Genomic DNA, 19,349 nt, shown 5'->3' with positions numbered 1-19,349 from the left:
CCCGGGGCCCGTTCCCCACCCGCCCCCAACTCCGCTTCGGATGCACCGTGTTGGCGAGCAACACGACGAACGCGTCCGTCGACCGGTCCAGTACGAGGGACGTTCCCGTGAAGCCGGTGTGTCCCGCCGCTCCCCGCCCCGCCAACTCCCCCATGAACCAGGGCTGATCGACGGCGAAGCCCAGGCCCGGCGGGGTCAGCAGCAGGTCCACGTGGTCGGCGCCCAGGATGCGGGCCGGGCCGTAGGCGCCGCCCGTGAGCAGGCAGCGGCAGAGGATCGCCAGGTCGTGGGCCGTCGAGAACAGGCCCGCGTGGCCCGCCACCCCGCCCAGCGCCCACGCGTTCTCGTCGTGGACCTCACCCCGCACCATCCCGCGCTCCGCCTTGGCCCACGGCCTGCGCTGGTCCTCGGTCGCCGCCGCGCCGGGACAGGGGCCGAAGCCGGTCGCCGTCATACCCAGGGGGCCGGTGACGCCCTCGTGGATCAGAACGTCCAGGGTGGAGCCGGTGACGCGCTCAAGGACGTACTGGAGGAGCAGCATGTTCAGGTCGGAGTAGCGGTACGCGCCCGGCGCGGACGAGGGTGCCTCCGCCCTGAGCAGCGCCCGGCGGGCCGCGTCGTCCGGGCAGTCGTACAGGGGGAGTTCGGGGCGCAGGCCCGAGGTGTGGGTGAGCAACTGCCGTACGGTGATGTGGTGTTGGGCCGCGCCCGTGAAGTCCGGCAGATACGCGGCCACCCGCGCGTCCATGCTCAGCGCGCCGCGTTCCAGTTGCTGCACCGCCACCACGGCCGTGAACAGCTTCGTCAGGGAGGCGAGGTCGAAGGGGGTCGACGTCGTCGCCGGGACGCGCGCCTCGGCCGGGAGTTCCACTCCGGTGTCGGTGCGCTCGTCGTACGACGCGTACCGCACCGCCCAGCCCGCCGCCGCCTGCACCGCGATCACCGGGCCGCGTCCGACGATCACGACCGCGGCCGGTGCCCAGGGGCGCTCGCCGGCCGTGAGGGCGCGTACCTCCCGTACGAGGTGACACATCTCCTCGGGGTCCAGGCCGGCCCGTTCCGGGGTGTCGACGCGCAGTCTTGGTGCGGCGGCGCTCAGTTCTCCGCTCCCTCCAGAGCCGTACGTCTGTTCCAGGGACGGCACAGTCCCACGAAGCAGCCGACCGACACCAGCGCTGCCGCCAGTTGGACGACCGCCATCGGGACGGCTGTCTCCTCACCGGCGATGCCCACCAGCGGGGAGGCGACGGCGCCTATCAGGAAGGAGGTGGTGCCCAGGAGGGCGGACGCGGCGCCCGCCGAGTGGCGGGTGCGCATCAGGGCGAGGCTCTGGGTGTTGGGCATCGCCAGGCCCATCGCCGACATCAGGACGAAGAGCGCGGTCGCCACCGGGAACAGGCCCGCCTCGCCGACCACGCCCGTCGCCATCAGCAGCAGAGCCGTCGCCGACAGGGTGATCACCGCGAGGCCCGCCGCCAGCACCTTGTCCATCGACACCCGGCCGACCAGCAGCTTGCCGTTGATCTGGCCGACGACCACCAGCCCGACCGAGTTGACGCCGAACAGCAGGCTGAACGTCTGCGGGGAGGCCCCGTAGATCTCCTGGATGACGAAGGGGGACGCGGCTATGTAAGCGAACAGGGCGGCGAAGGCGAAGCCGCCCGCCAGGACGTACCCGGTGAAGACGCGGTCGGCGACCAGGGTGCGCATGGAGCGGAGCGCCTCGCCGACTCCGCCGCCGTGGCGGTCGGCCGGGTCGAGGGTCTCGGGAAGGCGGAACCAGACCAGTGCCGCGAGCGCGACCCCGACCACCGTGAGGACGGCGAACACGCCCCGCCAGTCCGTCACACGCAGGATCTGGCCGCCGATGAGCGGCGCGACGACCGGGGCGACCCCCGAGATCAGCATCAGGGTGGAGAAGAAGCGGGCCATGGCAACGCCGTCGTACAGGTCCCGGACGACCGCGCGGGCGATGACTATCCCGGCCGAGCCGGCAAGCCCCTGGAGCAGCCGGAAGGCGACCAGGAACTCCAGGCTGGGCGCGAGGCCGCACAGGACGGTGGCCACGACGTACACCGCGAGGCCCGCCAGGAGGGGGCGCCGGCGGCCCCATCGGTCGCTCATCGGGCCGATCAGGAGCTGACCGAGGGCCATGCCCGCCAGGCAGGCGGTCAGGGTCAACTGGACGCTCGCGGCGGGCGCGTGCAGCGAGTCGGTGACCTGGGGGAGGGACGGGAGGTACATGTCCATGGCCAGCGGGGGCGTCGCCGTCAGCCCGCCGAGGACGAAGGTGACGAGGAAGCCGGTGCGGCGGAGGGAGCGGGCGGAGCGGGGGCTGTCTTTCGGGGTCCCCGCCTGGGGATTCCTCTCGTCCCACGTGGTGCTGCCACGCTCGGGCATACGCCCTCCCTGTTCGAATGATCCGCCACCTATGCTCTCAGCTCGTACAGGCGGTCCGTTCATTCCGTTCGTACAGGGTTGTTCGAGGTAACAAAGGTCACGGAACGAGGGGCTGGCATGTCGGCTGAACGCGTGCGGTGGGGAATTCTGGCTACGGGAGGCATCGCGGCGGCGATGGCCGCCGACCTGGTGGATCTGCCGGACGCGGAGCTCGTCGCGGTCGCCTCGCGGTCCGAGGCCTCCGCGAAGGCGTTCGCGGAACGGTTCGGCATCCCCCGCGCCTACGGCGACTGGGCGTCGCTGGCCGAGGACGCCGACGTCGACGTGGTGTACGTCGCCACTCCGCACTCGGCGCACCGGGCCGCCGCGGGTCTGTGCCTCGAGGCCGGGCGGAACGTGCTGTGCGAGAAGGCGTTCACGATCAACGTGCGGGAGGCGGAGGAGCTGGTCGCGCTGGCGAAGGAGCGCGGCGCCTTCCTGATGGAGGGCATGTGGACGTACTGCAACCCGGTCGTCCGGAAGCTGAAGGCACTGGTCGAGGACGGCGCGATCGGTGAAGTACGGACCGTTCAGGCCGATTTCGGACTCGAGGGGCCCTTCCCGCCCTCGCACCGGCTGCGGGACCCGGCGCAGGGCGGCGGGGCGCTGCTCGACCTGGGCGTCTACCCGGTGTCGTTCGCGCACCTGCTGCTCGGGGAGCCGGACGGCATCTCGGCGAGAGCGGTGCTCTCCGAGGAGAACATCGATCTCCAGACGGGAGCACTGCTCTCCTGGGAGAGCGGCGCTCTCGCCACAGTGCACTGCTCCATCGTCGGCGGTACGTCCATCGGCGCGTCGGTCACCGGCTCCAAGGGCCGTATCGACGTACCCGACGGGTTCTTCTTCGCGAACCGGTTCGTGCTGCACCGCGACGGCCACGCCCCCGAGGAGTTCGCCGCCGCTGCGGACCACGGCGCCCGCAACAGCTTCCGGCACGAGGCCATCGAGGTCATGCGCGCCCTGCGGGCCGGTGAGACCGAGTCCCCGCTCGTCCCGCTCGACGGCACCCTCGCCGTGATGCGGACGATGGACACCATCCGGGAGCAGATCGGCGTCCGCTACCCCGGCGAGGCCCGCTGATGAGCGAGGGCTAGCCGACGCCCGCCGAGCAGGGGAAGGTCGCGGTCGTCACCGGAGCCGGTTCCGGCATCGGGCGCGCGGTCGTCCTCGAACTGCTCCGCGCGGGCTGGTCGGTGGCGCTCGCGGGACGCCGTACCGAGCGCCTGGAGGAGACGGCGGCGCTCGCACCCGAGGGCCCTACGTCGGACGCGGCTGACGGCAGCTCGCACATCACTCGCACACACCTTCGAGGACTCAACCTGCACAAGTGGAATTGATTACTCCGTAGCGTTCGGGGCGGTCGCGGGCATATGCTCAACACGCCTTCTCCACCAGAGCTTCACACTTGATGCTCTGAGGTTCCGGTAACACACAACGGACCAACCCGAGGGGGGGAAGGCGACAGCCGCTCCATGGCGCATCCGGATGGGGGTGGACCTCGCGTGGGACCGCGAGGTGCGCACCGGGTCATGGAGCGGCTGCCGTGTGCTCCGCCGTGCTCCGTCGGTGCTCCGTCAGGCCTGGCCCGTCTCGAAGCGCAGGATGCGGCCGTCGTCGACGGTGAAGCTCCACTTCGTGCGCATCTCGCCCCAGGTGTCGTTGCTGTAGTTGGCGACGAGAACACGGCCTTCCCGCGACTCCCTGGCCACGTCCATGTGCCCGTGGGACGAGAAGATCTCGCGCTCGCTCCAGTCGGCGAGGTCACGGTCCGAGCCGTCGTCGGACATCGTCGCGTCGGGCGCCAGGACGGCCTGGAAGGCCTCGCGGTCGTGCGCGTTCACGGCGTTGACGAAGGCCCGGACGGCCGGGTCGCTGAGCTTGGCGGTCTGAATCGTCATGCCGGTCACACTGGCACCGCCCCCTGACCCCCGCCACCCGAACGGCAGGCACGGACGGTCCCCGCGCGTGCGGTGAACGCGATCGGTGCGACGGTGGAGGCATGACCTGTGACGACCGATACGACCGGCGTGATCTGGGGCTGTTGTTGCTCCGTCTGGGGACGGGCGGGGTGCTGGCGGCGCACGGCGCGCAGAAACTCTTCGGGTGGTTCGGCGGGCACGGCCTCGAAGGCACCGGCGCCTTCATGGAGTCCGTCGGCTACGCACCCGGAAAGGCCAGCGCCACGGCGTCGGGCCTCGCGGAGACGGGCGGCGGCGCCCTGCTCGCGCTGGGCCTGGCCACTCCGGCGGCCGGCGCGGCGGCAGCGGGCGCGATGGCGGGCGCCGCCGCCGTGCACGCGCCCAACGGCTTCTTCAACGCGGAGGGCGGCTACGAGTACGCCGCCACCCTGGGCCTCGCGGCGGCGGGCCTCGCGGTGACGGGCCCGGGCCGGCTCTCCCTCGACCACGCGCTGGGCCACGTACTCGACCGGGGTTGGATGGTCCCGGCGGCCCTCGCCGGCACGGCCGCCGTCACGGCGCTGGTCGTGGGGGCGCGCAACCGGCGCGTGCGGCAACGTCAACAGGGCACGCAGGACGCGCTGTTCGAGGACTAGGGGAACTGGAGGACGAGTGGCCTGATGCCCTGATGGACCGATTCCGGCGGCCGGGTGTCGCGTGGGAGGCTTCTCCCATGGCCGATGACACCGTCTGGGCAGCGATCGACGACCTCTCGACCTGGCTCGACGCCCACCAGGCGCACCCCGGCCGCGAGGGCCTCCTGATGCGTGTACTGAAGCTGGCCGAGGAGGTCGGCGAGGTCGCGCAGGCGGTGATCGGCGCGACCGGCCAGAACCCGCGCAAGGGGACCACCCACACGTGGGACGACGTCCAGTCGGAGCTGTGCGACGTCGCTCTCACGGCGATGGTGGCCCTGCGCGCCCTGACCCCGGACACCCGCGAGGTCTTCACGGCCCACCTGGAACGGGTCAGGGAACGCTCACTGGGCGGCCCCGCTGCCTCTGCGGCTCCCTTGCCGGGCCGCGACTGAGGCCCGGCAAGCCGCAGGAATGCCGCAAGAGGGGCCTGTCGGGCAGGAGTTGGTGCCCGCACGCCCTGTTCGATTGCCCTTTCGGTCAGATGTAGCCTTCCCGCAGGGCATAGGCCACGGCATGCGCCCGGTTGCGCAGACGCAGCCGGGTGGTGAGTCCATGCATCACGTTCTTGACCGTGCGCTCGGAGTAGGACAGCTTGGCGGCGATCTCCCCCGTGTCGAGTCCCTCGGCGACGAGGCGCAGGACATCGACCTCGCGCGGCGCGAGTCCCGAGGTGGGGACGACGGGCTGGCCGGCCGCCGTGCGGTGCAGGGTGCCCACCTGGCTGATGAGCCGTCCGAGCAGGTCGGAGGGCAGGTCGCCGTCACCGCGGGCGGCGGCGAGTACGGCCTGTGCCAGCCTGCGTCCGGTGGCCTCGTGGCGCCAGACGATGGCTCCGACGCCGCACTCGATGACGTCCAGGAGTTCGTTCTCGCGCAGCACGCCGACCACGAGAACGGCCTTGGCGCCCTCGCTGCGGACGAGTCGGCGCAGCCGTGACAGCGTCGCGTCGTCGAGGGTCTCGCTGACCAGCAGGGCCACGACGCCGGGCCCGCTGTCCTTCTCGTCCCGGAGTTCGACCACCGGGTGCTGCCGCAGCTGGCTGACCGCGCCGGCGCGGGAGATCGGGTCGGCCGCGTGTACGGCGACGGGTATGCGGCGGCCTGTTTCGGAGGGCCCGGTTCCGGCGGCCCTGGTACCGGCCCCGGTACCGCTGCCGGGGCTGGTGGTGCGAACTGGCGTGCTGCGCAAGGACTGCCCCCAGGGTCAGGTGCCGCCACCTGCGAGCGGTCGGTGGCAGACGTGCACAGCCCACACTTCTGTGCCCCAGGGGGCGCGCGCAATCGTGGACCACCACGAGGAACACCACGAGATCGGCGAACGCTTCAACCTAAACGGCCCGTTAGGCCTTCTTAGACCTGGAGACGGGCCACCGCATACCCACGGCGGCCACCATCCACCGCAGACATCCCCGGTAGATACCCACGACAGGAGGCAGGCATGCTGTCCGCATCGCTGTACGAGCGCGGGGAGGCGCTGGCCCTGGTGGCCGCCGAGGCCGAACGCGCCCGCGCGGGAACCGGCCGCCTGGTCCTGCTGCGGGGCGCCACCGGCACCGGCCGCACCGCACTCCTGGAGGCCGCCACCGAGCAGGCGGAGGCTCACGGCATGCGCGTACTGCGCGTCCGCTGCTCCCCCCAGCGCGGCGTCGCGACCGACACCCACCTCCCCGTCATAGAACAACTACTGGCCCCCGTACGGAAGTTGACCGTACCGGCCCAGCGCTGCCCGCCTCCTGACGCCAACGACGTTCCAGCGGACGTCCAACCGGCCGCCCGGCTCTGGCGGTTGCTGTGCGCGTACGCGGCCGAGGCGCCGGTGCTGGTGGCCGTGGACGACGTACACCTCGCGGACGAGAACTCGCGCTGCTGGCTGATCGAGGCGGCGCGCAGAGTGGACCGCTTACCGATACTGCTGCTGGTGACGGAGCGCAGCCAGTACGACGTGGAGCCGCCGTCCGCCGGCCTGGTCCACACCCTCTCCCCCACCCTCGTACGCACCCACACCCTCGCCCCGCTGAGTCTCGACACGGCGACGGAACTGGTGCGTTCGGCGGTCGGTGACGCGCCGGAGTACTCCCAGCGGTGGGTGGCGGACTGCGTACGGGCGGGCGCGGGCAACCCGCTGCTCCTGCGCGCCCTCCTGGAGGACCTGAACGCCACCACCGGCGCACCGGCCGAGCTCCCCCAGACGTGCGCCGCGCTGTATCCGGGGGCGTACCCGGCGGCGGTGTCCTGGTGGCTGGACTGCGCGGGGGCCGCGACGGCCGAGGCGGCCCGCGTGTTCGCCGTGCTGGAGGAACTGCCCCAGGGCCCCGACGTCGAGCTGTTCACCGAGACCACCGGGGCCGATCCGTGCCGGGTACGGGGCTGGCTGACCGCCATGACCCGGCTGGGCCTGCTGCGCGACGACGCCGACGGCCGCCCCCGCTATGCCCACCCGCTGCTGCGGGACGCGGTCCTCACCGGCTGGCCCGCGGCCGACCGGCAGGCGGCGCACCGGGCGGCGGCAGAGGCGATGCTGCGGCGCGGCGACCCGACCGAGACGGTCGCGGGGCAGCTCCTGCGGTCGGGCCCGGTGGACGAGGTGTGGGCGACGGACGCCCTGCTCGACGCGGCCACCGGCGCGGTCCGCGACGACCGCAGGGACGACGCGGTGGTCCTGCTGCGCCGGGCACTGGCCGAGCCGATGTCGGCGGGCCGCCGGGCCGAGGTGCTGACCGAGCTGGGCTCGCTGGAGTTCGCCGCCGTACGTTCCTCGACGGGCATCCCGCGCCTCACCGAGGCGATGCGCCTGCAGGGCCTGCCGCAGTACCGCGTACAGGCGGCGGTGGCCCTCGGCACGGCGCTGGCCAGACGCGGCGAGGCCCGCGCGGCGGTGACCCTGCTCCGTAACCTGGACGGCCAGTTGACGGACCATCCGGACCTCCTCCACACGGTCCAGACGGCCTCCGCTCTCCTCTCCGACCACGACCAGACGATCCGCGAGGAGATCTACCGCTGGCTGCGCGACACCGCCGAACACTCCCCCCAGGCGCTCGGCCCCGCCGGCCGCGCCCTCCTCGTACGGTACGAGGCGACAGCGGGCCTGACCTCGGCGGACGCCGCGATGAAGCAGGTACGCGCGCTGCTCGCGGAGCCGGCCGGCCCGCTGGCGGAACCCTTCCTGCTGGGCACGGCCGCGGCGGTGGCCCAGTGGGCCGACGAGCTCGATGAGGCCGAACGCCTGACCGACCGAGGCCTCACGGGCCAACGCCCCACCCTGCTCCACCCGATGCACGAGGCCCTGCTGAACGTACGCGCCGACATAGCCGCCGCCCGCGGCGACTACGGAAGCCTGCTGACCGAGCCGGAGTCGTGGCGGAGGAGGGAGGGGACGGGAGCGGGTGACGGATTCCGAGGGGAGGAGTCGTCGGCGGAGCCCGCACCCGGAACCAACACCGGCACGAGACCGACGAACGCGGACGCGCACATACTGCTCGCGCTGGTCGAGACCGGCCGCCTCGACGAGGCCGGGCGGCTCGCCGACGCCTTCGACCTGCGGGAGGCGCACGACTCCTGGGAGCTGAACCGTTTCCTGTACGCCCGGGGCGTGGTGCGCGCCGCCTCGGGCGATCCGGCCGGCGCCCTCGGCGACTTCCTGGAGTGCGGCCGCCGCCAGTCCGCCCGCGACGTACTGAGCCCGGTGGTCACCCCCTGGCGGGCCGCCGCCGCCCAGTGCCGACTGGACCTCGGTCACCCCCGGGAGGCGCTCGCACTGGCCGAGGAGGAACTGCGGCTGGCCCGGGTGTGGAACACCCCACGCCTGGTGGGCCGTTCACTGCGGGTACTCGGCACGGCGACGGGCGCCCGCCACGGCCTGGACCTGACCGACGAGGCGGTACGAGTCCTGCGCGAGGCCTCCGTCGAAACGGAACTGATCCCGGCCCTGATCGCCCGGGGCCACCAGCTCCTCGCGTCCGGCGAACGAACCCGCGCCCGCAAGTCCCTGCGCGAAGCCACCGAACGAGCCGAACGCCTGGGCGCCGTACGCCTGCGCACCACCGCCGAAGCGGCCCTGCGCGAGGGCGGCGCCCGCCGCACGGCGACCACACTGACGGCGAGCGAACGCCGGATAGCGCAACTGGCGGCGGCGGGCCGCACGAACACGGAGATAGCAGAACTGCTGCATGTGGCCCGACGGACGGTGGAGACCCATCTGACCAGCGCTTACCGGAAGTTGGGGATCCGGAGGCGAGGGGAGCTCACGGTGGCGCTGGGCCGTGGTCCCGGCGCGGGCCAGCGAGCCGGCCCACCGTAGGTGAGCGTTGTCGAACCAGCCACCGGAAGACCGGCCGGGTGCGCCGGGCGGCAAGGCGCCGTTCAGGTCGGTGAAGTACCGCGGGGACGTGGTGGTCACCGGGTCTCGAAGTTGTTGGAGTGGCAGCGGCGGGAGAGGGCACCGGCTGAACCCGCGTCCGTCGCATCAGCTCGGCTTGAGGATGATCGCCTGGCCGCCCGCGGGGGCCATCGCCACGTTCAGCGTGGTGGCCGAGGTGACCGTCCGGGTGCTGACCACGACCGGCGTCTGATACGGGCTGGTGCCCGGGGTTCCGTCGGCGTAGACGGTCGCCGTGTACGACCCGCCGCCCAGGAACGTCAGCGGGAGTGACAGGGTCCGAGACGTCTCGTCGGTCATCGCCCCGAGGAACCAGGTGTCACCGTGGCGGCGGGCGACAGCGGCGTACTGGCCGATCGATCCGGCGAGGGCGTGGCTCTCGTCCCAGGTGGTGGGGATGGCGTCGAACCAGGGCAGCCCCGGCCAGTTGGCGGTGTTGGCGAACTTCGACGGGGAGTCGTACCAGTAGAGGAAGTTGAGCGGCTGGTAGTAGACCGCCGCCATCGCCATCTGGTGGGCGTTGGTGGTCCGGTCCCGCGACTGGCCGTAGCAGATGGTGTAGTCCAGCGGCCCGCCGATGTTGCGGGCGAACGGCAGGGTCACGTTGTGGCTCGCGGTCGGGAACCGCTCGTTGCCGCGCACGCCCTCCAGGCTGATCCAGTTCGGGTAGGTGCGCTCGTAGCCGAACGGTCGCACGTCGTCGTGCAGGTCGATCAGCAGCTTGTGCGTGGCCGCAGTCCGGACCCAGTTCGTGATCAGGTTCGTCATCGCCTGGGTGCCGTCGTTGATGAACCCGAGCTTGACGCCCGCGACGCCCCAGCTCTTGTAGAGGCCGAACAGGCTGTCGGGGTTGCCCGCCGCTCTGCGGTCGACGTAGAGGAGGACGTCGATGCCCTTGCTCGTGGCGTAGGAGATGACCGAGGGCAGGTCGATGTCCGGTATCGGCTTCGTGGCGTCGGTGCTGTGGTCGGGGTCGCCGTACCATCCGCCGTCGTACTCGATGTACTGCATGCCGCGAGCCACGGCGAAGTCGACGCCCGCCATCCCGGCGGCGGTGGTCAGCTGTACCCGGAAGGCCTTGCCCGGCTTGATCCACGAGGTGTCGGCCAGCGCGTTCGCGGGGGCCAGGTTGAGCACCAGCTCGGCGTTGTCGACCAGTTCGGCGTGGGTGGAGCCGGTCACCACCGCCCGCCAGGGCGTGGCGAACGGTGTGGTGACCGTCGAGGTCGTCTGGACCCTGTCCGAACCGCGGGCGGTGTGCTCCATCAGGTAGGCGGCCAGCGTGTTCGGCTGTCCGGACACCGAACTCAGCATCAGGCGCGGGAAGTTGAGTCGGGAGGATTCGCAGACGCAGGCGATCAGGCTGCCGTCGGCGTAGGTGGCGGTCAGCGGCAGGTCGGTCAGCGGGCCGATGTCCGTGGTCGATGTGCCCGTGGCGGGGATCGAGCCGGGCGCGACCGGGTTGTAGGGGTCCTCGTCACGCGCGCTGTAGACCAGGGTGCCGTTGGGGAAGAGGAACGTGGTCAGCTCGTCGGCGATGGTGGCGGTGCCCTTGTCGAGCAGTACGTACCGGAAGGCGACGCCGGTCGGGTAGGCGCGGAGCTGGACGCTGAAGTTGATGAGGGTGGCGGTGTCCTGGAGGTTCCAGCGCATCTCCTGGTACCGGTCGCGGACGGTCGCGTTGCGGCCGTACACCGGGGTCCAGGTGTTGTCGATGGTCCAGTGCTGGTAGTTGGTGATCACCGTGCCGGCGGCGCCGAGGACCGTCCCGTCGCTCAGTTTCAGGCCGAGAGCCGACGTGTCGACCACCGTCGCGCCTCCGCGCTTGGCCGACCAGCTGAGCGCGCCCGAAGTCAGCGACATCGTGATGGTGTTGCTGCCGTCGGGGGCCGTCGCGGTGACCGAGGCGTCGGCCGCCGCGGCTGTCCCGGCGGCGCCGGCACCCAGCGCCGCGGCTCCCACGGTGACGGCGGCGCCTCTGAGGAGTCCACGCCGGGAGAGCCGTCCCGGGGCGCCGGTCGACGGCTGTTCAGGGAGAGCGTGGCTCGCTGAATCTGCCATGACTCGTACACCTCTCTCTTTCATGCGTTTCGATGCGGATGGTGGAGTGGCTCACCGCGGGAGGGTCAGGACAGGAATCCTTCGAGGACGAGGGTCGCCGCGCCGAGACTGACCGGGTTGCGGTCGATGGGGCAGAGACTGATCTCGGTGCCTTCCCAGGGTTCGGCGAGTGCGTAGCGGGCGGCGGTGGCGCGTACGTGCGGGAGTACGGCGCTGCCCAGACTGTCGGCGACCCAGCCGGTGAGCACGATGATCTGCGGGTTGCAGAGGTTGATCAGGTTGGCGATGGCGATGCCGAGGTAGCGGCCGGTCGTGGCGATCACCTGTTGTGCGGCCGGGTCTTTGGCCGCGTGGGCGGTGGCCAGGGCGTGGATGGTCGCCATCTGGTCGTCGGGGTGCAGGAGCGGGCTGTCCGGGTGGATCTCCGCGAGGTGCTGCATGATGCCGGGTGCGCCCACGTAGGTCTCCACGCAACCGACACATCCCCGGCGGCACTCGCGGCCGTCGATGACAAGGTTGGTGTGGCCCCATTCGCCGGCCGTGTTCGTGGCTCCGCGGTAGAGCGACCCCTGGACGGTCAGGCCCGCGCCGACGCCGGTTCCCAGGGTGAGGACGGCGACGTTGTCGCGGCCTCGGGCGGCACCGAACCACAGTTCGGCGACGGTGCTCGCACGCAGCGGGTTGTCGAGGAGGATCGGTAAATCCGGGATCCGCTCGGTGAGCAGGTCCCGCAGCGGTACGTCGTTCCAGTTCCAGTTCGGGGCGAAGACGGAGGTTGTGCCGTCCGCGCGCACCTGGCCGGGAATGCTGACGCCGACCCCGAGAACCCTGCCGCGCTCCACCTGGGCCCGCGCGATCGCCTCGTCGACTCCGCGGACGATGCGGTCCACGACGTACTCCGGCGGGTTGGCGTGCGGATGCAGTTCGTACTCGGCTCTGGCCAGAACCTGCAGCGACGGGTCGAAGACCTCGACGTGGACGTAGGTCTCGGCGATGTCGACGCCGATGAGCCGGGGGCCCTCAACGGCCGGCGCGAGAAGGTTTCGCGGGCGTCCGCCGCCCGAAGCCTGCTGCCCTATCTCGGTCAGCAGCCCCAACTCGTGCAACTCGTTGACGATGTCGGAGGCAGTGGCCACCGACAGGCCGGTGGCCGCGGCGATGTCGCGCCTGACGACCGGCGCCGTGGCGATGAGATGCCGCATCACCGCGAATCGGTTGGTCCGGCGAATGTCCTGGTACGTCCGCTTCAACGACGCTGTCCTGTGCTCGACGGGGCTGGGGCGCCCGATCGTAACCATGGGTCGCACGCCGTTGGAACTGTCGTGCACAGACTTTTTCTGGCTTGTTGACGAAGGGGTGTAGCGCGCATAACCTGCGTCTCGCTCGGCTCGCTGCGACCCCGTCAGCGGCAGGAATGCCCCGCTCCGATCGCGTGCCCCCACCCCGCGGGCTTCGCGTCGCGCTCTCACCAGCCCACTTCGCGGCCGTCCACAGCGTCATCACCCGCGGTCGCGGCGCAGTCCCCAAGGCTCGGACCCACACCCGTACTTCACAGCAGAGGTAGCCATGTCCCCTGAGCAGAACCCCAGCAGATCGTTCGGCCGCAGGTCCCTCCTGCGCGCCTCCGGCACCGTGGCGGCGGCGGGATTCCTCGCCGCGTGCGGCGGGAACACTGGTCGCGGCGGCGGCTCCACCGGCGGTAAGGCGATCAGCCAGTGGTACCACCAGTACGGCGAGGCGGGCACCCAGCAGGCGGCGCTGCGGTACGCGAAGGCGTACGGCAAGGCCGACGTGTCGGTGCAGTGGATCCCCGGTGACTACGCCTCCAAGCTCTCCAGCGGCCTGGTCTCCAGCAGCGGCCCCGACGTCTTCGAGTTCCACCCCGACGTCCAGATGGCCAAGTCCGGACAGATCGTGCCGCTGGACGACATCATCGCGGACGTGAAGTCCGACTTCACGGAGAGCGATCTGGCCGCCAACTCGGTGGACGGCAAGGTCTACGGCATCCGCATGATCGACGACCCGCAGTTCCTGTACTACCGCAAGAGCCTGCTGGAGAAGGCGGGCGTCCAGCCCCCGACCACCTTCGACGAGCTGATAGAAGCCTCCCGCAAGCTCGACAAGGGCGGGGTCAAGGGCCTGTACCTCGGCCTGAAGGCGGGCAGCGACATCCTGGCCAGTCCCCTGGTCTGGGCCACCGGCAGTGAACTGCTGACCGCCGACCACAAGGTCGCCTTCGACAACCCGGCGACGGTCGAGGGCCTGAAGAAGATGCGCGAGCTGTACACGAGCAAGACGCTGCTGCTCGGCGCGCCCACCGACTGGTTCGACCCGTCGGCGTTCATCCAGGGCCTGACGGCGATGCAGTGGTGCGGCTTGTGGGCGATGCCCGGCATCCAGAAGGCACTCGGCGACGACTTCGGCATCATCCCCCTGCCCGGTATCGGCAGCGCCGGCCGCCCCGTGGTCTACAACGGCGGCTGGTCCACGTATGTGAGCGCCAAGGCCAAGGACGTCGACGCGGCCAAGGCGTTCGTGAAGTGGCTGTGGATCGAGCAGACGAAGCTCCAGGAGGACTGGTGCACCTCCTACGGGTTCCACATCCCCCCGCGCAAGAGCCTGGCGGCGAAGGCCACCAAGTTGCAGAGCGGCACCGCCGCCGAGGCGGTGAAGCTCTTCGGGACCAACGGGCACTACGACGACCCGTACTGGACCCAGGCCATGGCGACGATTTCCCAGGACATGGTGAACAACGCCGTGGTCAGCGGAAAGAACCCGGAGTCCGAGGTGGCCAAGGCCCGCACCCGGGTCGAGGCCGAACTCAAGAAGATCGCCTGAGGGGCGCTGACAAGCATGACAACCACGACCACCGGTGGCGCCCGTCGGGGCGCCACCGCGCCACCCGGCCCCGCGGCGAAGGTGAGGCGTGACAGGCACGGGACGCGAGGCAGCACCCGCACCTTCTGGCTCTTCGCGGGTCCCTTCCTGGCCGGTCTCCTGCTGTTCGTCTACGTGCCGGTCGGCTGGAGCTTCTACCTGAGCCTCTTCCAGGCCCAGAACACGGTCGCCCCCACGAAGTTCGTCGGCCTGGACAACTACGCGGACATCCTCAGCGAAGGGCCGTTCACCGACAGCCTGTGGACCTTCACGCTCTTCGCGCTGATCGTCGTCCCGCTCACCTACGTCCTGGCGCTGGCGCTCGCGCTGCTCGTCCACCGCATCCGCGTCGCCCGCGCCTTCTTCCGGTCGGTGTTCTTCATACCCACCGCGTGCTCCTACGTCGTGGCCTCGATGGTGTGGAAGCTGTCGATCTTCAACGGAGTGCGCTTCGGTCTCGCCAACACCGTCCTGGGCTGGTTCGGCATCGAACCCGTCGCCTGGATCGGCACCGTCTCCCCGCCCTGGTACTGGATGGTGCTGGTCACCCTGCGGCTCTGGCTCCAGCTGGGCTTCTACATGATCCTCTTCCTGGCCGCCCTCCAGCAGATCCCCAAGGAACTGTACGAAGCGGCCTGGACGGACGGCGCCCGGCCCGGCTGGCAGACCTTCCGGCACATCACCCTGCCGCAGCTGCGCACCACCTCGGTCGCCGTGGTGCTCCTCATGCTGATCGCGGCGTACCAGGCGTTCGACGAGTTCTACAACCTGCTGCCCAACACCCCTTACGCACGGCCACCGTTGGTCTACCTCTACTACACGGCCCTCGGGCAGGGTCAGGACTTCGGCCACGGCAGCGCCGGGGCGCTGGTGCTGTCGGCACTCATCACGACGGTGACGCTGCTCCAGGGCAGGATCTTCGGCTTCGGAAAGGCGGACAGCTGATGGCCACCTCCTCCACCACCCCGGTCCGCGGCCGTCCACGTGCGGTGCGCGGACGGGCCGGCGGCGTCGCCGTCTACACCGTCGCCGTCGTCGCGGCCCTGCTGTTCCTGGTCCCGTTCTACCTGCTGCTCCGCAACAGCCTGGCCAGCGACGCCGACATCACCGGGGCGAACTGGAAGTTCTTCCCGACCGAGCTGCACTGGGAGAACATCTCCGAGCTGTTCGACGACCCCGCGGTACCCATGGCGCGCAGCATGTGGAACTCGCTCGTCGTCGGGGTGCTCGGCACCGCCGGACAGCTGCTGGTCTGCTCCCTGGCCGGCTACGCGCTGGCCCGCGTCCCGTACCGGCACGCCAACAAGATCTTCTACGCGGTGCTGGCCACCCTCATGATCCCCAGCGCGGTCACCTTCGTACCCAGCTTCGTCCTCGTGTCGTCACTGGGCTGGGTCTCCAGCCTGCAAGGTCTCATCGTGCCCGGCCTGTTCAGCGGCTTCACCGCCTTCCTCTTCCGGCAGTACTTCCTCGGCTTCCCCAAGGAACTGGAGGAGGCCGCCCGGATCGACGGCCTCGGCAGCTGGGGCACGTACTGGCGGATCGTCGTCCCGAACTCCACCGGCTTCTTCTCGGCTATCGCGGTGATCACCTTCATCACCAACTGGAACGCCTTCCTGTGGCCGCTGGTCATCGGCCAGGACCAGTCCAGCTGGACGGTGCAGGTGGCCCTGTCGACGTTCACCACCGCGCAGACCATCAACATCCACGAGCTGTTCCTCGCCGCCACCGTGTCCATCATGCCGCTGGTGCTCGTCTTCCTCTTCCTGCAGCGCTACCTGGTCGAAGGCGTCGCGCACACCGGCATCAAGGGCTGACCGCCAAGCGCCCCGGCGACCGCACAGAACGCCACAACCGTGTAGAGCGCCACTCTTCGCACCGATCCATCCGGGAGTGACCCATGCCCAACCCCGCCAGCCACCCGCCGCTCGCCGCAGCCGTACATCTGGACCCCAACTTCACCGTCGGCGAGGTGAATCCACGGCTGTTCGGATCCTTCGTCGAGCATCTCGGCCGCTGCGTCTACACCGGCGTCTTCGAACCGCACCACCCGAGCGCCGACGAGGACGGACTGCGCACCGACGTCCTGGCCCTGATCCGGGAACTGGGCGTCACCATGGTCCGCTATCCCGGGGGCAACTTCGTCTCCGGCTACCGCTGGGAAGACGGAGTCGGCCCGGTGGAGGAGCGGCCCCGCCGGCTCGACGGCGCCTGGCGGACCGTGGAGACGAACCAGTTCGGGCTGAACGAGTTCATGCGCTTCGCGGCCAAGGCCGACGTCGAGGCGATGCAGGCCGTCAACCTCGGCACCCGTGGCCTCCAGGAGGCACTCGACCTGCTGGAGTACACCAACCACCCCGACGGCACGGCGTTCTCCGAGCTGCGCCGCTCGCACGGCGTGGACAAGCCGCACGGCATCCGGCTGTGGTGCCTGGGCAACGAGATGGACGGCCCCTGGCAGCTCGGCCACAAGAGCGCCGACGAATACGGCCGTCTCGCCGCCGTCACCGCCAAGGCCATGCGCGATGTCGACCCCGGTCTGGAACTGGTCGCCTGCGGAAGCTCCAACCGCTCCATGCCGACCTTCGGCGCGTGGGAGGCGACGGTCCTGGAGCACACGTACGACCTCGTCGACTTCATCTCCTGCCACGCCTACTACGAGGAGAGCGACGGCGACGTCGACAGCTTCCTCGCCTCGGCCGCCGACATGGAGGCCTTCATCGACGGGGTGGTCGCCACCGCCGACCACATCGGGGCCAAGCGCCGCTCGAGCAAGCGGATCAACCTCTCCTTCGACGAGTGGAACGTCTGGTACCAGAGCCGGCCGGTCAACAACACCGACACCCCTGACTGGAGCGTGGCGCCGCGCCAGCTCGAGGACGTCTACAACGTCACCGACGCCGTCGTGGTCGGCAGCCTGCTGATCACCCTGCTGCGGCACTGCGACCGCGTCACTGCGGCCTGCCTCGCCCAGTTGGTCAACGTCATCGCCCCCATCATGACCGAGCCCGGCGGCCCGGCCTGGCGGCAGACCATCTTCTACCCCTTCGCCGACGCGGCCCGCCACGGTGGCGGCCAGGTGCTCCGGCTCGCCCTGGACAGTCCCGTCCACGACACCGCCCGGTACGGCGAGGTGCCCCTGCTGCACGCGACCGCCGTCCGGCAGGACGACGGGACGCTCACCGTCTTCGCCGTCAACCGGGACACCACGCGTCCGCTCGAACTCACCGCCGACCTGCGGGCGTTCAGCCCGGTGGCCGGGCAGGTGACGCACACCGCCCTGGCCGACCCCGACCGCCACGCGGCCAACACGCTCCAGCACCAGGACCGCGTGACGCCGAAGCAGGTGACCGGCACGGTCACGGACGGCGGACGGCTGAGCGCGCTGCTGCCACCGATGTCCTGGAACACCATCACCATCCCGCTCGCCCCGTAGACCCGTACACCCGTACACCCGTACACCCGCATCAATCCCCGACCTCAATGGAGAGGCGAGACCATGCCGGACACCACATCGCACCGCACACCGCCGACGCGCGCCCGCTGGCGGACCACCCTCCTCACGCTCCTGACCCTGCTCGGCGGCCTCACCGCCCTGCTGATCCCCGCCACACAGGCACAAGCGGCCTCGGTGACGTTCACGACGGGGGCCGACCGGACCGACCAGAACGGCAACGCGCTCCAGCTGCACGGCCTGGGCATCATCAAGGTGGGCAACACCTGGTACGGCTTCGGCGAGGACAAGACCGGCAGGACGTCGGCGGACACGTCGTTCCAGGACATCCCCTGCTACACCTCGACCGACCTGGCGAACTGGACCTACCAGGGTCAGGCCCTGGGGCTCCAGGCCAGCGGTGACCTGGGCCCCAGCCGCATCGTGGAGCGGCCGAAGGTCATATACAACGCGTCGACCAGCACGTACGTGATGTACATGCACATCGACAGCATGAACTACGCCGACGCGCGAGTCGGTGTGGCCACCAGCAGCACCCCGTGCGGCCCGTACACCTACCGGGGAAGCTTCCGGCCGCAGGGCAACCTCAGCCGGGACCTCGGCCTGTTCCAGGACACCGACGGCACCGGCTACCTGCTGAGCGAGGACCGCAACAACGGCCTGCGCATCTACAAGCTGTCCGCCGACTACCTCTCCGTGGACAGCTCGGTGGCTGTGCTGGGCAGCAGTGGCAGCGGCAGCGTCGAGTCGCCCGCCATGGTGAAGGTCGGCGGGATGTACTACGTCTTCGGCTCCCACCTGACGGGCTGGAGCCTGAACGACAACGTCTACGCCACCGCCACCTCACTGAGCGGCCCGTGGTCGGCGCTCCGGAACTTCGCCGCCCCCGGAACCAAGACCTACGGCAGCCAGACGGCGAACGTCATCACCGTCCAGGGCACCTCCGGCACCACGTACATCTACGCCGGTGACCGCTGGGACACCTCCAACCTGGGCGCGTCGAAGCTGATCTGGCTGCCGCTGACCATCCGGGGCACGACGGTGAACCTCGGTCAGTACCCGACCTGGTCCCTCGACGCGGCCGCGGGCACGTGGACGGCCGGCAGCGGGATCCCGTCGGAGGGGGTCCACACGCTGAAGAACCTCGGCAGCTCGATGCTGATGGACGTCTCCGGCGGCTCCACCGCGACCGGCGCCAAGATCATCCAGTGGCCGTCCACCGGCGGTATCAACCAGCAGTGGACCCTCACCCGGGTGGCGGACAACATCTACACGCTCAAGAGCGTCAAGAGCGGCCTGTGCCTGGACGTCCCCGACAAGTCGACCACCGGCGGCGTCCAGTTGCACCAGTGGACCTGCAACGGCCAGACCAACCAGCAGTGGGCCCTCGACCTGACCGGCAGCTACACCGGCAGCAACTACATGCTGGTGGGCATCGGCAGCGGCCTGCACATCGGCGTCGCGGGCTCCACCACCCAGGGAGCGGCGGTGGACCAGGAACTCGGCGGCAGCGCGAGCGTCAACTCCGAGACCTGGACCTTCTCCTGA

15 protein-coding genes and 1 pseudogene are annotated in these 19,349 nt (G+C 70.5%); 10 read left to right on the top strand and 6 right to left on the bottom strand.

Annotated features, from left to right (window positions below):
* Both ADL01_RS22235 and ADL01_RS22230 read right to left on the bottom strand, forming a co-directional pair.
* On the bottom strand, positions 1-1,144 hold a 1,144-nt coding region (locus tag ADL01_RS22235; protein WP_199834889.1), incomplete at its 3' end, for a serine hydrolase domain-containing protein.
* On the bottom strand, positions 1,096-2,400 hold the full coding sequence (locus tag ADL01_RS22230; RefSeq protein WP_053743789.1) for a multidrug effflux MFS transporter: 1,305 nt from the start codon (positions 2,398-2,400) through the stop codon (positions 1,096-1,098). The genes ADL01_RS22235 and ADL01_RS22230, both read right to left, overlap by 49 nt.
* Positions 2,401-2,517: 117 nt before the next feature.
* On the opposite strand from ADL01_RS22230, the gene ADL01_RS22225 reads away from it, so the two are divergent.
* Positions 2,518-3,519, top strand: a complete 1,002-nt coding sequence (locus ADL01_RS22225) for a Gfo/Idh/MocA family protein (RefSeq protein WP_053743788.1) — start codon at positions 2,518-2,520, stop codon at positions 3,517-3,519.
* A 68-nt stretch (positions 3,520-3,587) separates the two neighbouring features.
* A pseudogene (locus ADL01_RS42400) lies at positions 3,588-3,695 on the top strand (3-oxoacyl-ACP reductase); the annotation flags it as partial.
* Positions 3,696-4,013: 318 nt separating this feature from the next.
* Here ADL01_RS42400 and ADL01_RS22220 read toward each other — a convergent pair.
* Complete coding sequence (locus ADL01_RS22220) at positions 4,014-4,337, bottom strand: hypothetical protein (protein ID WP_053743787.1); 324 nt, start codon at positions 4,335-4,337, stop codon at positions 4,014-4,016.
* Between the two features lie 101 nt (positions 4,338-4,438).
* Here ADL01_RS22220 and ADL01_RS22215 point away from each other — a divergent pair, with 101 nt between their 5' ends.
* Both ADL01_RS22215 and ADL01_RS22210 read left to right on the top strand, forming a co-directional pair.
* Complete coding sequence (locus ADL01_RS22215) at positions 4,439-4,993, top strand: DoxX family membrane protein (protein ID WP_053743786.1); 555 nt, start codon at positions 4,439-4,441, stop codon at positions 4,991-4,993.
* 77 nt (positions 4,994-5,070) lie between these two features.
* Positions 5,071-5,427 (top strand): MazG-like family protein, encoded by a 357-nt coding sequence (locus ADL01_RS22210; RefSeq protein WP_199834888.1) that lies wholly within the window; start codon positions 5,071-5,073, stop codon positions 5,425-5,427.
* An 85-nt stretch (positions 5,428-5,512) separates the two neighbouring features.
* Here the strand turns inward: ADL01_RS22210 and ADL01_RS22205 are convergent, their stop codons facing one another.
* Positions 5,513-6,223, bottom strand: a complete 711-nt coding sequence (locus ADL01_RS22205) for a helix-turn-helix transcriptional regulator (protein WP_199834887.1) — start codon at positions 6,221-6,223, stop codon at positions 5,513-5,515.
* A gap of 249 nt (positions 6,224-6,472) precedes the next feature.
* On the opposite strand from ADL01_RS22205, the gene ADL01_RS22200 reads away from it, so the two are divergent.
* Entirely contained in the window at positions 6,473-9,331 is a 2,859-nt protein-coding gene (locus ADL01_RS22200) for a helix-turn-helix transcriptional regulator (protein ID WP_053743784.1), read from the top strand.
* A 165-nt stretch (positions 9,332-9,496) separates the two neighbouring features.
* Here ADL01_RS22200 and ADL01_RS22195 read toward each other — a convergent pair whose 3' ends face one another.
* Positions 9,497-11,470, bottom strand: a complete 1,974-nt coding sequence (locus tag ADL01_RS22195; protein WP_053743783.1) for a glycoside hydrolase family 97 protein — start codon at positions 11,468-11,470, stop codon at positions 9,497-9,499.
* Between the two features lie 65 nt (positions 11,471-11,535).
* Positions 11,536-12,720, bottom strand: a complete 1,185-nt coding sequence (locus ADL01_RS22190; RefSeq protein WP_053743782.1) for an ROK family transcriptional regulator — start codon at positions 12,718-12,720, stop codon at positions 11,536-11,538.
* Positions 12,721-13,036: 316 nt separating this feature from the next.
* Between ADL01_RS22190 and ADL01_RS22185 the strand changes: the two genes are divergently transcribed.
* From ADL01_RS22185 to ADL01_RS22165, 5 genes are all read left to right on the top strand, one after another.
* On the top strand, positions 13,037-14,308 hold the full coding sequence (locus ADL01_RS22185) for an ABC transporter substrate-binding protein (protein WP_053743781.1): 1,272 nt from the start codon (positions 13,037-13,039) through the stop codon (positions 14,306-14,308).
* Positions 14,309-14,323: 15 nt separating this feature from the next.
* A complete protein-coding gene (locus tag ADL01_RS22180) occupies positions 14,324-15,292 on the top strand; it encodes a carbohydrate ABC transporter permease (RefSeq protein WP_053743780.1) in 969 nt (322 codons plus the stop codon).
* Positions 15,292-16,164 (top strand): carbohydrate ABC transporter permease, encoded by an 873-nt coding sequence (locus ADL01_RS22175; RefSeq protein WP_053743779.1) that lies wholly within the window; start codon positions 15,292-15,294, stop codon positions 16,162-16,164. The genes ADL01_RS22180 and ADL01_RS22175 overlap by 1 nt, the downstream gene beginning before the upstream one ends.
* Before the next feature lie 83 nt (positions 16,165-16,247).
* Positions 16,248-17,783, top strand: a complete 1,536-nt coding sequence (locus ADL01_RS22170; RefSeq protein WP_053743778.1) for an alpha-N-arabinofuranosidase — start codon at positions 16,248-16,250, stop codon at positions 17,781-17,783.
* A gap of 63 nt (positions 17,784-17,846) precedes the next feature.
* The gene (locus ADL01_RS22165; RefSeq protein WP_053743777.1) at positions 17,847-19,349 is read left to right on the top strand and encodes an RICIN domain-containing protein; all 1,503 of its coding nucleotides are present in this window, start codon (positions 17,847-17,849) and stop codon (positions 19,347-19,349) included.

The organism is Streptomyces sp. NRRL WC-3618 (assembly GCF_001280005.1).
In the GTDB taxonomy this organism is placed as follows: Bacteria; Actinomycetota; Actinomycetes; order Streptomycetales; family Streptomycetaceae; genus Streptomyces.
This window is presented reverse-complemented; position numbering and strand designations above follow the sequence as displayed.